Genomic DNA, 13,729 nt, shown 5'->3' with positions numbered 1-13,729 from the left:
ATCATTATCCTCTTAAAACAATACAATATCGCTGTAGTATTTGTGCCACAAAATAACTGACCCTTTATCATAAATAGGTCAAAGTGTAAAACTTGCTTCTTAATTTCACAAATTTGCTTTTCCTTTGCATTACTTATCATACTGAATATTATACCACAATAGTCAGTTAGTATTGTTATATTTATGAATAGCTCATATATTAAATTAGTCTTAACGCTTACTGCTGTTATACTGTCAGCACTTTTAGGTGCTGCCCAAACCATTACTATAAAAGGAAAAGTCAAAGATGGATATTCTTTGGAAGCAATCCCCTACGCCAGTATCAACGTGGTCGGACTTACCTCATACGGCACATCAAGTAACGAACGTGGTGAATTCACTTTACAAATTACCGGTCCACAACGAAAGTTATTAGTTAGCTCTGTCGGATTTGATTCGCGTGAAGTCGAGCTGAGTAATGAAAAAGAACAATACGAAGACATTTTTCTATATGCGCAAAATGCGATCGAAGCTGTATCTGTTAAACCACCAAAGGTTAAGTATTCCAATAAAAACAATCCCGCTGTAGAACTCATTCGTCAAGTAGTAGCTCATCGTGATGAAAACCGATTAACTGGCCAGGAATACGTGGAATACAACCAGTATGAAAAGTTGGTATTAGGATTGAGTAATCTCAGTGAAAAATTTAAAAACCGCAAGATCTTTAAGAATTATCAGTTCCTGTTTCTGGCAGACTCCCTAGGGACCAGTGATTCCTCTTATATCTTACCTGCATTTATGGAAGAAAAATATACGATGAATTATTTCCGTAAAGATCCAAAAACTTCTTCTCAACAGATAATTGCCCAGAAACAGGCTGATTTCGATACAAGATTTGTCGATAATGCGGGGTTGAGTAATTATTTAGAGCGCTTATATGATGAGGTAGAGATCTACGACAACAACGTGACCATTCTAACGAATCAATTCCTAAGTCCTATTGCAAACACGGCTCCGACATTTTATCGTTTCTATATTACAGATACGATTACAAACGGGACGGAAAAGCTCGTTGAGCTTAGTTTTTTCCCACGGAACAAAAATAGTTTCTTGTTTAGAGGTAAGCTCCACGTCACGATGGATGGGCATTATGCCGTAAGATATGCCACTATGACGGTGAGCAAAGAGATAAATCTCAACTTCGTTCGCGGTTTAAATATTGAACTTTTCTTCGACAAAGATAATAAGGAGAAATATTTCCTTACGAAGAGCAGTCTTGACATTGAATTTTCACTCACAGATAAAGGTAAAGGTATTCGCGGATCCCGTGTCGTGATGATTGAAAACTACACTAGTGGAATAGTGCGTGAAGATAGTGTGTATCGAACCGTTAAGAATCCTGATCCTAAATTTGTCAGCGATCAGACTCCAGCAGATTGGGACGCATTGCGACCAGAACCGCTCTCAGCTAGTGAAGCCATCGTATATTCCAATATTGAAGGCTTGCAGACTATTTCGTCGTTCAATCGATTCATGGATATAGCTTCTTTAGTGCTCTCGGGATATAAGCAATTTGGCCCAGTAGAAGTGGGTCCAGTGAATACGTTTTATTCTTACAATCCGGTAGAGGGACTTCGTTTACGGTTAGGTGGTCGGACCACAGAGAAATTTAGTGAACGTCTTTATTTAGAAGGATTTGGCGCCTATGGCACCAAAGATCAGAAATGGAAATACTATGCTAGTGGTACGTACTCTCTTAATAAGAGATCTCCTTACAAATTCCCTCAACATTATATTCGGGCTTCAGCATCTTATGACACCAAGATACCTGGTCAGAATCTAGAATTTATTCAGGAGGACAACGTATTACTTTCCTTCAAACGTGGTGAGAATTTAAGTTATTTATACAACTACAATTATCGTCTAGACTATAAAGCAGAATTCGAAGGTAATTTTGCCATTACGTCTGGTTTGAATATATGGAAACAGCTACCAGCTGGCGTACTTTCATATGACCAGATACAACCAGACGGATCGATACGCAGCATCTCCGAGCTCAATACGACAGAGTTTAGTGTAGGTCTTCGTTGGGCGCCAAATGAGCAGTTTTATCAAGGTAAAACTTATCGCACTCCGATCTTTAATGAGTACCCTATTTTCACTTTGAATTATACTGCAGGACTCAAAGGCGTTTTGAATGGAGAATACAACTACCATAATTTTATGGCTACAGCATTCAAACGGGTGTATCTTTCACAGTTTGGCTACGCCGATGTCAATATCGATGGTACCTATATTTTAGGAGACAATATCCCCTACCCATTGCTCACGATACATCGCGCCAACCAGACGTATGCATACCAGCTAAGTTCGTACAACTTGATGAATTTCATGGAATTCGTATCCGACAAGCATGTGGCTTTGCAAGTGCAGTATTACATGAATGGCTTCTTATTCAATAGAGTCCCTTTATTGAAAAGACTGAAACTTCGTGAAGTATTCAGCTTCAAAGGAATCTACGGTGGTTTGCGCGATAGCAACAACCCAGATATATCCGACCAAGTGTACGCTTGGCAACGCAATTCTGATGGAGATATATCATCATTCACATTTGCGGGTTCTCCTTATATGGAAGCAAGTTTCGGTGTGGCCAATATTTTCAAGATTTTGCGTATAGATGCTGTAAAACGACTGACTTATCTCGATCAACCAAATGTGCCTACCTGGGGTATACGCGCGCGGTTCAAGTTTGACTTTTAACCTTTCATAAGCACTGATTTTTTCTTAATTTCGTGCTATTATGGAAACCGTAGTTAGTGGAATTAGAAGTACCGGGAAATTACACCTCGGCAATTATTATGGAGCGCTGAGCAACTTTGTAAAAATGCAAGAAGAATACAATTGTTTCTTCTTCATAGCAGATTTACACTCTTTGACTACGCATCCTACGCCGGGAGATTTGAGACGTACCGTGCGCCAAGTAGTCGTAGAATATTTGGCGGCTGGAATCGATCCAGAAAAGTCAACTATCTATGTACAATCTGATGTGCCGCAAGTTGCCGAACTGTATCTTTACATGAACATGAATGCCTATCTAGGTGAACTAGAGCGTGCAACGGCATTTAAAGATAAAGTTAGAGCAAACCCAGATAACGTAAACGCGGGACTACTTACCTACCCAGTATTGATGGCTTGTGATATTTTAATCCATCACGCTACTAAAGTTCCCGTCGGCAAAGATCAAGAGCAGCACTTGGAAATGACACGCACTTTTGGCAATCGCTTCAACCGTTTGTATGAGGTAGATTACTTCAAAGAGTCTTTTGCGTTTAGCTATTCAGACAAACTGGTGAAAATACCGGGATTGGACGGACAAGGAAAAATGGGCAAATCCAACGGTGACGCCAGCTGTGTGTATTTGTCAGATAGTCCTGAGATAATCCGTAAAAAAGTAATGCGCGCGGTATCTGACTCTGGGCCAACGATAGAGAATCAACCTAAACCTGAATCTATTCAGAATCTTTTTGACTTAATGAAAGTAGTATCTTCTGCAGATACATATAAGCATTTCGATAATTTGTACAATACATGTGCTATTCGTTACGGAGACTTCAAGAAGCAATTGGCTGAAGATATGGTATTGGCAACAGAGCCCGTTCGTTCGCGAATCGAAGAAATCTCCGCCGATGAAGATTACCTAAGTAAAGTCATCAAGTTAGGGGCGGAAAAAGCGGCCGCGAGTGCAGATCGCACCATCAAGGATGTTCGTGAAATTATTGGATTGAAGAAGATATAAAAATGCATATAGCTGTAGTAGGAAATATAGGAGCCGGAAAGACAACCTTAACGGAATTATTGGCACGTCACCTGAAGTATGAGCCACAGTTCGAAGCGGTAGAAAACAATCCGTACTTAGAAGATTTTTATGGCGACATGAAACGCTGGGCATTTAATCTGCAAATCTTCTTTTTGAATAGTCGTTTTCGCCATATCGTGGAATTGCAAAATAGAAACATCGATATGATTCAGGATCGTACGATCTACGAAGATGCTTATATATTTGCAGAGAATCTATTCGATATGGGATTGATGTCAGCACGCGATTTCGAAAATTACAGCAATATTTTCCAAAGTATCGTGCATTATATAAAACCACCGGATTTGTTGATCTATTTACGCGCTTCTGTGCCCACTTTGGTTAATAACATACAGAAACGCGGCCGTGATTATGAATCGGGTATTCGACTAGATTACCTCTCTAAGCTCAACGAGAAATACGAAAAGTGGATTGGTAATTATAAAGAAGGAAAGCTTCTGATTTTAGACAAAGATAATTTGGATTTTGCACAAAATCCCGAGGATCTAGGTATGGTCATTCAAAAAATTGAAGCAGAATTATTTGGGTTGTTTTAAGGATTTTATCAATATTTAACGAATCGAATAAAGATAGTGGCTATACTTTCTTTACGCTACAATTCTATTAAATAGCGAGACAAAGCATTTTAACCATTGACTCGTAACCTAGAAAATCAAGCTAATAGGTAAATTGTAAGGATGCATAACTGGAGATAACAAGGGGAGATCGGCCCCTTGTTACATTTGAAAAACGTTATAAACATATTTCAAGTGTATTTTTTTCATTTTAAATTTACTTATTTCACTTAATTGAGAATTAAATTATAAATTTGACTATTATTTAATTCAAAAGAAAGTGTCATGAAAAATCTATTAAACTTAACATTACTATCGCTATCGGTAGTATGTTTGACAAGTGCTAAGAGTGTAACTAAAACAGTAGAGCCGCCTCCAGAATATGTCTTCAATTGTGAGCTCGACGCTGAACGGGCTATGTGGGAGTGGATTTATGCGAATCCAGATTACCATCGTGGAGCACCGACACCAAATGCAGTCTGGGATGCAGGCTGGGTCGTATTTGTAGAAACATATAACCGCTGTATTGCCGAGTATAAGTAGCTCATTTCGAAGGCGATCTTAGGTATTATTGTAGCCATTTTTTTAAACATTCAAAAAAATTTTTGAATCGAATTTAGCTGTTTTATGTGCTATTCTGTTATTCGAAACATTATTAGAATCGGCTCAAAGCGTGCTTAAGGGACAAAAAGGCCTTAACAATATCGTTAAGGCCTTTTTCCTCTGTAACCGGAGGGATAGTTTGCGGCACGCTATTTCCGCACGCAACCCGCAAAAAAAGTGTTCGAACCCTCCTATCGGGTTCTCATCACCTCCGTCAAAAACAAAAAAGCCCAACCTTACAGTTGAGCTTTTATGTGTGGAGCCGGAGGGATAGTTTGCGACACGCTATTCCCGCACGCAACCCGCAAAAAAAGTGTTCGAACCCTCCTATCGGGTTCTCATCACCTCCGTCAAAAACAAAAAAGCCCAACCTTACAGTTGAGCTTTTATGTGTGGAGCCGGAGGGATTCGAACCCTCGTCCAAACATAGTATGATCTACGCTTTCTACATGCTTAGCTTCTCTTTAATTGTCGGGAATCTGGAAGGTGAGTCGCTTACCTATACCTTATTCCTTATTTGCTGGATCTTATTCGTGCTTAGCAACATCACATGAACCAGTTCTACAGTTCGATGCCTCTGATGTTAGACGGTAGAACGGAGTCTAACGAGACAAATAGCTATGTTAAGTCTAACTTAAGCAGCTAAGGCGTAGTTTTCTTCGCCAGTTGTAAAGTTGAAAGTTCAGATTATAGTGCTAGACTAACAATGCACTGCATGCTTACATAACCATCGCTATCCTGTCAATTCCGGTCGACCCCAAATAGTAAGATTCGCAACAATTACGAGGATACAAAAGTAAGAAAATTTTTCGACAAAAGCATTGTTTAACACTCTCTAAAGTGCTTCATATTCTTCGGCAAATTCACCGAAGTCCATTCGATATGCTTAGTATATTCTTCCGAACGAATAGGGCAATCCTTTACATTACAATAGTGACAGCATTGAGGCATACATGGATCGGCATGTACGAAAAGCTCGGTGGGCATACCCAAACCATTATTAAGATTCTCTTCAAAATCTGAAATCACATCGTGTACCTTCGTGAGTGTGTAATATTTCGGAATGGTCAAATGACAATCCACATGCAATTCGCGACCATAGCGTTGAATACGCATATTGTGCACATCAATCCAGTCCTCCTTACGTGTCTTGCCCAACACATCCACAACCTCTTGCATAACAGCAACATCGGATTCATCCATCAATCCACTAATGGATTTTCGAAGCATTTTGTAGCCACTCCACAAAATATAACTTCCCAGACCAGCAGAAAGAGCCGTATCTATCCAAGCCATTTGTGTAACTTTCATCAGGTAAAGACCAGCAATCAATCCGATAGAGCTAATGGCATCAATCTGCAAGTGTTTGCCATCGGCTTCAATCGTCAGAGAACGTAGTGCAACTCCTCTCCTTTTGAGATATTCACCTATACCAAAATTCACAACAGCCGTCGAGAGAATGAGCCAAAGGCCCTCCATAATATTGGTAATTGGTCCCGGCGCAATTAACGCATAGAAAGCTTTGACAAGGATAATCGAACCGGCAATAAATATTAGTCCACCCTCGACGAAGATCGAGAAAAACTCTACCTTTCCATGTCCGTAAGGATGATTTTCATCTTTGGGTTGGGCAGATAAATAGATACTGTAAAACGCAAAAGATGATGCTACAACATTAACAATACTCTCTGCAGCATCAGAAAAAATAGCGTTGGATTCGGTAATGAAATAGGCCATAAACTTCACTAGCATCAAAGCGACACCAGTGAATAATGATAGTAAAATTAGCCTTTTTTCCCTCGACATGAGTCTCGATTTACACCAAAATTAACCAAAAAAATTAGAACGGCAGGCAAAGTTGTTCAAGCTGCTCAATACTACCTTTGTACATATTTAAATCGACTGGAGTAGCAATACCATTGACAGTACCTCGCTCCGAAAATTGCCAAAAATCCCAATGATCTTTTGGAGATTCAATCCAAAAATTATAGTTGGCAATCCAAAGCACATAGTCCGAAAATTCTCGCTCCAAGAAATCGGTATAATAGCTATCGCCTGAATACAATATTGGTTTGATCTTATAATGCTGTTCCACTTCGGTTAACCATCTTTTCAAACCTTTTTGTAAATCTGCCATCGATTGGTTTCGTGGCAACTCTTCGATATCTAAAACTGGAGGCAGGTCGCCGGGTTGTAACTTTACTTGCCGAATAAAGTTTCTAGCTTGTTTTAATGAGTTCTCATTTGGTCGATAATAATGGTACGCTCCTTTGATCTTGGACCGGCCACTAGCCCCTAACCAGTTTTTTTTAAAGTCCCGGTCTTTACCTTTCTCTCCCATCGTAGCGCGAATGAAGACAAAATCCAAAGGAAATTTATCATTTATGGTTTGAATACTATCCCAAAGTATATGACCTTGATAATGGCTAATATCTACTCCAAAAGTATACTCTTGATGCTGCGACATCAGAAAGATATTTCGAGCATCGTACTTTTTATTGTTTGCCAGATCGGATTCTTCCTTTGAAAAAATCACTTTTGCATAGTAAATAATTCCGGCACGATAGTGCCAAGCACCAATTAATATAATTAAAATAAGTGGAAGCAGAATACTCCAGAGAAGATACGGCAGTCTTTCTTTTTTAGTCGAAACTACGACTTGTTTTCTGGTTATCCGTGGTGCTACCATACGACTGCGAAATTACATCTTTTTGAACGGCTGCACAACCAAATGCTGCACAATAGAATGAAGTATTTTGAAAGTAGAACGACCATAAAATCGACTAATTCATGTATAAAGCTACTCGATTATCGATCAATGAAAAACACATTTTATTCATTTTCAACGATGTAAAAAATATGTTTTGGAGCTCTATTCTAATTTTCTACCTTTGCAGCGGAGAGTTGGCAGAGTGGTCGAATGCGGCAGTCTTGAAAACTGTTGACTGTCACAGGTCCGGGGGTTCGAATCCCTCACTCTCCGCACAAAAATCCTTCATCGATAAGATGAGGGATTTTTTGCGTAGTGAGGGTTCGAACAGAAGCGTTGGCCGGGGTTCGATTCTAGAAGGCTCATGTTTGCGTGCGGGATTTCGAGCGGCTGAGCCAAGGCGAAACGCTCCGCTGACTTACTATTTCCTAATTAAAGAAGGATCGCATCCCACACGTCAAGTTGAGAAGGCTCTACTTTTTTTCGTATCTGCTCTGGCGTTTCCTTTACGGTTATAATAGTCATTTCCCTTCCAGTATTATACATGACCCGCGTTCCACCTTTGTTAGCACTGATGTCGTAATAGGCGATTTGACTCAGATTTATTTCGCAGTTTGCGAAATCACCACACGTTAATATTTGTGTAAGTTGTATACATTGTACCATCCTATCTTGCTTTTACAACCAATTATAAGTCTATCATAAATATACACACAAATAACAAAATATTGCTATTGCAAATTATTATTTTTCGATTATTAATAAGATAATTTTACCACATTTTCTTAAATTAGTGAAAACTGACGATTATGGGTAATTTCTTAAAAATAACGGACTCCAATGGCGTGATACGACTTATTAATATTCATTTCATCTCGCATATTAACAGATATAGTGGTTCAAACAGCAAATCAAAAATCTTTCTATTATCTGGAAAAACTCAAATTGCTCAAGAATCCTTAGAACAATTACTGGAACAAGATAGGTTGAACAGGTAATAAGCGATTTGCCAAAAGACCAAGCTCTAGATTCGGTGATGCGAAATAGTAATGCTCGCTATGTTTTTTGCGTTGTTGAGGATTCCACAGAATTGTTGAGCGAGGTTCGATGCTAGAATACGCAAGGTTACCTGACAAACATTCCATCACTGGTTTTGTTTATCGAAAGATCAAGAAGTTGAAAACTACTGATCCGCACCTAAGAATTACATGATAGCAATATTACATTCCCAGACATGAAGATCATATCATCGTTACGTCCCTTACTAACTACCACTTTTATCTTAGTACACTCGATCACATTTTCGCAAAATATCTCGCAGAGTAATGTGCTAAAAGCTGATTCCTTAATTCGACAGGGAACCGTAGATTTTAACGATGGAAATTACGACACGGCTATCCAGAAATTAGAGATGGCTGTAGAATTACATCCTGTTGACTCGGTCTACAGCGCCTTAGGCTATGCCCATCTCCTTCTCGAAGATTATGCGAAAGCACAAAAGGCGTTAGATACATCTTTGGAGCTGAATCCAGCTTCGGCTCGAACCTATAGCATGCGTGGAATTTTGTATCGTCGACTTGAAAAGTTTGATCTAGCTATAGCTGATTTCACGAAGGGAATAGCCCTTTCGCCAAATGAAACCTCCTTATATCTGTATCGACAAGATACCTACAAAAACGTAGGTGAATTCGAGCTAGCTATAGCAGATTGTAGTAAGGTGATTTCACTAAATCCCACGGAAGCATCCGCTTATCGAGGTCGAGCGGTGTCGCATTTCTTTTTAGGAAATTACGCTGAAACCATCCCTGACGCGACTAAGCTTATTGAACTCGATGCGACAGACCCACAAGGCTATTCACTCCGGGCGGGCTCCTATATTAGTTTGGAAGTAAAAGATGCGCAAGATCTTATACTTGCAGACTTAAGCAAAGTGATCGAATTAGATCCGTCCGATCCCGATCATTATACTTCCCGCGGCTCATTTCATTTGGCTAATGATCATTATCAGCCCGCCATTTCAGACTTTACAAAAGCGATCGAGCTAAGCACAGATTCGATCACAATACTTACTAGCCATAGTTTTCGAGGCTTTGCCTATGTGCGTGATGGCGATTATGACCGAGGACTCGAAGATTTAAATAAAGCTATTGAAATTGATCCATCGCACGCAGAAAGCTATCGTAATCGCGGAAGAGGTCATTTTGAAGTAGGAAAATACGAATTAGCTATTGCGGATTACACTAAAGCGATCGAACTGGATCCTGAAGACGCGTTGGCTTTCAAACATAGAAGTGATGCCTACCGAAAGATGGGGCAAACATCTGCTGCAGAAAATGATTTAGCCAAGATGCAAGAATTAGAAAAATGATTCATTTCCCTCAAATCTCTCCCATCAGAGTAGTTATTAAGTCATTCAAAGCAAATGCACACACAACTGAATAGACCATTTTATTAACTTGCAAATTTTGGTAAATTTAGACGCGAAACAAAAACACTAACTACTGCATTCTTATGGATCCAATAAGTATATACTTTTTTGCACTTGCTTCTTTAATCGGCTTAGAAAACACAGCAATCATCAGCCAAAAAGCAACGGTAACAATAAATGCAACGGAAAAGAGTTTTCAAATAGTTCAGGAAGATCTCTTTGCCATTATGATAAATGTAGAGGACAGTCTCCTTGTCGCAGATGAATGGCAAAAGATAACAGATTTTCAAAAGAGTACAAACAAAACGACTGTGGATAGCTTTGCCGTTGACGAAATCCTTGTCAGCACAGATGGGAAACAGCTGAATGCTACGATAAAAGGACGGTATACCGACGAAGCTGTCTTAGCAAAAGCAGGCATACATTTCAGTGATACCGCACAGAAAATATTTTATTTGATGGATTTTCCAGACTGGAATATCCTATCATCAGATGCCACTTTGAACGATAATTATTGGAATTGGCCATCAGATAAAACTGTAACTTTCACTATGGAACCATACAAGGAAATGCCCGCCGAGTATAGGAAATATCAGCGAAGTATACTGCCGTACTGGAAACAAGCACAGGATGGCCAATCAAAATAAGGAATCCATTTTTCATACCCCCTATTCATTCCTCAAGCTGTTTACCGGATTAGCTTTTGCAGCTTTCAAGGCATGATAAAACATGGTAAAAAAAGCAATCAATAAAGTCATCAATGCTGGAAGAGCAAACATCCACCAACTCAGTGCTACTTTATAAACAAAATCAGATAACCAATGGTGTATAGTCCACCAAGCTACCGGTGTCGCAATCAGAATAGAAATCACAATTAAGATTACGTAATCTATCGAGAGCAACCTGATTATTCCAGCAACAGAGCTACCTAACACTTTCCTAATTCCGATCTCTTTGGTCATTTGCGCGGTTGTAATCGTAATTAGACCAATCAAACCAAGACAGCCTAAGAAAACCGTGATTATTGCGGATGAATTTATAATTTTCGCCAATTTACGTTCATTGTCATAAAGCTTCTCAATACCTTCATCATAAAATTGAAGATCAAAAGGACTATCATTGTAAAACAACTTCCATTCTTGTTCTATAGCGTGCAACGCATCCGGCCAATCTTTTGTATTTTGAGAGAGCTTGATATTCATGTAGCGCAAAGACAGATTAAAATCTGTCGCTGTAAACGATAGCGGCTCCATGCTAGAATGCAAAGTCCTACTATTAAAATCATCGTAAACCCCAACTATTTCTCTAGATACTTGGTTTATTTCATTTGTTTTAATCCGCTCGCCAATAGCCGACGCAGCATGATCAAAACCGAGCATCTCTGCCGCTTTTAGGGTGATCGCAATACCAGTTGCAGAGTCTCTCAAAGCCAGATCCCTACCCGCTAACAGCTTCAGATTAAACAACCTCCCGTACCTATCGCCTACATATTTTCCCGAGGTTTGAATACGAGGATTTTCCCCACGTTGTAAAGATGCACTACTAAATCCCCTGCCCAATGGCAGACTGCCTAGTGTAATATCTTGGATCTTAGGATTGGCTCTTAGCGCATTAATCAAGGTATTCGGATCTTTATCTAAACCCGACCTTACGGTATTTGGAAGTTGTATATTGACGATAGCATCATGATCAAAACCCAAATCTTGATTCATGATATACCTTAATTGAATGCCAATTAATATTGAGCAAATAACAAAAAATTGGGCGACCACAAATTGCAGCACAATCAACAACCTTTTAAAAGATAAATTACCAAACTTAATGTGATTAATGGATTTGTGCTTCAGCACGTCCACCACCTGAACCTTACCGCTTAAATATATCGGGTATACGCTAGTAAGCACCTCCAAGACAAGCATCAAACCTAGGAGAAAAGCAATGACCTGATTCGTATCGTTTACAAAATAAAAACTATCTGGTACATACTCCTTTATTTGAGAGAATAGTAAGTCTTTTAGAAAAAATGCTAATACGAAAGAGCACAAACAGATGATGGCGGTCTCCAATATAAAGTTTAGCGCTAAATGCCAGGAGCTTTCGCCCATTGTTTTACGTATACCAATATTTTTAGCTCGCTCTGGAATTTGCGAAGTACTGATATTGACAAAATTAATAACAGATAATCCTAGCAAAAAAGCTCCAATAGCCATCATGCCGAAAAGCATTTTCTTATCCACATAATCATCCATAAAAGAGGCAAAATGCACATCTGCTAAAGGCACTAAGCTATAGCTAGTTTGTCCAGCTGGATATCCCCATCGTAATGCTTCGGCATCTGTCTTATCATTAATAATCTTCAAGAGATTAGATTTTTTGCTTTCAGAGTTGATCTTGATATACAATTGGTTGGCGGTAGAACCACCAAGAAAAGTGAGATCAGACCAATCCTCCTTACTGATTTCAATAAACTCTTTTCCTGAAAAATTACTAGCTACTTGAAGATCTTCTACAACACCAGCGATCGTATACTGAATTGTATCATACATCACAGTTTGTCCAATCAGTGCTCTTACATCTGAATCTGGAAAATACTTTTGTGCTCGTGAGGAAGTCAATACGATCTCAAAGGGATTTGTAAAGATCCGATTCTTATCTCCCGCAAGCCAATCGTAGCTTACCAGCTCAAAATAATTTGGATTCACCGCCATTACATGACTGGGCGTATAATATATTGATGGTCTTTTACCCTCGTTATCAATGACAATCTCTCTGATATATTTACCATAAATCGGCACCGTTAAATCACTATTTGATACATAGTTTTGGATGTAAGGTGGAACAGCTAAAGGTAAAACATCTGAATAACTACTTTTCTCTTCTGAGGTGAACTTCGTTACCAGCCTGTAGACATGCTCCTTGTCGGGCAAGTTTTTATCAAAACTGAACTCATAGTTTACTAGACGAAAAATTACCCAACAAACCGATATACCCACTGCGAGCCCCACAATGTTGAGACTGGTGAAGAACTTGTTTCGCCATAGATGTCGCAAAATTTGGTTTAGGTTTTTCATACAAGAATAGCTTAATACGGTTACTAGATGTAGGCAATAAAAATTTTTACCGACTTCGATAAACTTCAATTATTAGCAAATTGACAGATGAGCGTAGGTGTTTTCGAATAAGACTATTTCATTCTTAATTCCATAGAAATCACATCTATTTCTCCTTTACATCAAAATTGTCTAGATAAATTATAGCAATCCAGTTGCCACAACAATAAAGCTCTATTAAACAGAAATATACGAATTTAAAACTGTAAACACATGTCCGATATCGAACATTTTATTGTTCGATATCGGACAAAATACTGTATTTTTTCTTGAAAAAAAGAAAATAGAGTTAGGATCGTCAACTACTCATAGTTTTACATCCGATAGATCAATGTATCCTCTGTCCGGTCCTAAAATAACTATACACTAAAACAACGTGTATGGCATTAGAAAAAGAAAGAATTAATTCAGTTAGACCGAACAAGCACCTCCCTTTTAACAAGCGAGAGATTCAAGAAATAGTGCAGT

The 13,729-nt window shown here is 39.0% G+C and carries 9 protein-coding genes, 1 tRNA gene and 1 other RNA gene; 7 read left to right on the top strand and 4 right to left on the bottom strand.

Translation table 11 applies throughout. The annotated features are described in order from the left end of the window. Positions 1-183: 183 nt before the first annotated feature. The 4 genes from DC487_RS08845 (at position 184) to DC487_RS08830 (ending at position 4,953) form a co-directional block, all read left to right on the top strand. Complete coding sequence (locus tag DC487_RS08845) at positions 184-2,739, top strand: DUF5686 family protein (RefSeq protein WP_116775620.1); 2,556 nt, start codon at positions 184-186, stop codon at positions 2,737-2,739. Between the two features lie 40 nt (positions 2,740-2,779). Beyond that, positions 2,780-3,775 (top strand): tryptophan--tRNA ligase, encoded by a 996-nt coding sequence (gene trpS, locus DC487_RS08840; protein WP_116775619.1) that lies wholly within the window; start codon positions 2,780-2,782, stop codon positions 3,773-3,775. A 2-nt stretch (positions 3,776-3,777) separates the two neighbouring features. Then, positions 3,778-4,392 carry a deoxynucleoside kinase gene (locus DC487_RS08835; RefSeq protein WP_116775618.1) on the top strand — a complete coding sequence of 205 codons (615 nt, stop codon included), beginning with the start codon at positions 3,778-3,780 and terminating at the stop codon, positions 4,390-4,392. A gap of 303 nt (positions 4,393-4,695) precedes the next feature. Continuing rightward, positions 4,696-4,953, top strand: coding sequence for a hypothetical protein (locus DC487_RS08830; RefSeq protein WP_116775617.1), 258 nt, complete (start codon positions 4,696-4,698; stop codon positions 4,951-4,953). A 450-nt stretch (positions 4,954-5,403) separates the two neighbouring features. Here DC487_RS08830 and ssrA read toward each other — a convergent pair. From ssrA to DC487_RS08815, 3 genes are all read right to left on the bottom strand, one after another. Continuing rightward, positions 5,404-5,772, bottom strand: a transfer-messenger RNA (tmRNA) gene (gene ssrA, locus DC487_RS08825). A 66-nt stretch (positions 5,773-5,838) separates the two neighbouring features. Continuing rightward, entirely contained in the window at positions 5,839-6,819 is a 981-nt protein-coding gene (locus tag DC487_RS08820) for a cation diffusion facilitator family transporter (protein ID WP_116775616.1), read from the bottom strand. Between the two features lie 34 nt (positions 6,820-6,853). Further along, on the bottom strand, positions 6,854-7,702 hold the full coding sequence (locus tag DC487_RS08815; RefSeq protein ID WP_116775615.1) for a GH25 family lysozyme: 849 nt from the start codon (positions 7,700-7,702) through the stop codon (positions 6,854-6,856). Between the two features lie 209 nt (positions 7,703-7,911). Between DC487_RS08815 and DC487_RS08810 the strand changes: the two genes are divergently transcribed. The 3 genes from DC487_RS08810 to DC487_RS08795 all read left to right on the top strand — a co-directional run bounded on the left by DC487_RS08810 (position 7,912) and on the right by DC487_RS08795 (position 10,798). Continuing rightward, positions 7,912-7,996 (top strand) — tRNA-Ser (locus DC487_RS08810). 961 nt (positions 7,997-8,957) lie between these two features. Then, a complete protein-coding gene (locus DC487_RS08800; protein WP_116775613.1) occupies positions 8,958-10,091 on the top strand; it encodes a tetratricopeptide repeat protein in 1,134 nt (377 codons plus the stop codon). Positions 10,092-10,234: 143 nt separating this feature from the next. After that, entirely contained in the window at positions 10,235-10,798 is a 564-nt protein-coding gene (locus DC487_RS08795) for a hypothetical protein (RefSeq protein WP_116775612.1), read from the top strand. 21 nt (positions 10,799-10,819) lie between these two features. Here the strand turns inward: DC487_RS08795 and DC487_RS08790 are convergent, their stop codons facing one another. After that, positions 10,820-13,222 (bottom strand): ABC transporter permease, encoded by a 2,403-nt coding sequence (locus DC487_RS08790; RefSeq protein WP_116775611.1) that lies wholly within the window; start codon positions 13,220-13,222, stop codon positions 10,820-10,822. Between the last annotated feature and the right edge of the window lie 507 nt (positions 13,223-13,729).

It is taken from the genome of Sphingobacterium corticibacter, from assembly GCF_003076635.1.
In the GTDB taxonomy this organism is placed as follows: domain Bacteria; phylum Bacteroidota; class Bacteroidia; order Sphingobacteriales; family Sphingobacteriaceae; genus Sphingobacterium; species Sphingobacterium corticibacter.
This window is presented reverse-complemented; position numbering and strand designations above follow the sequence as displayed.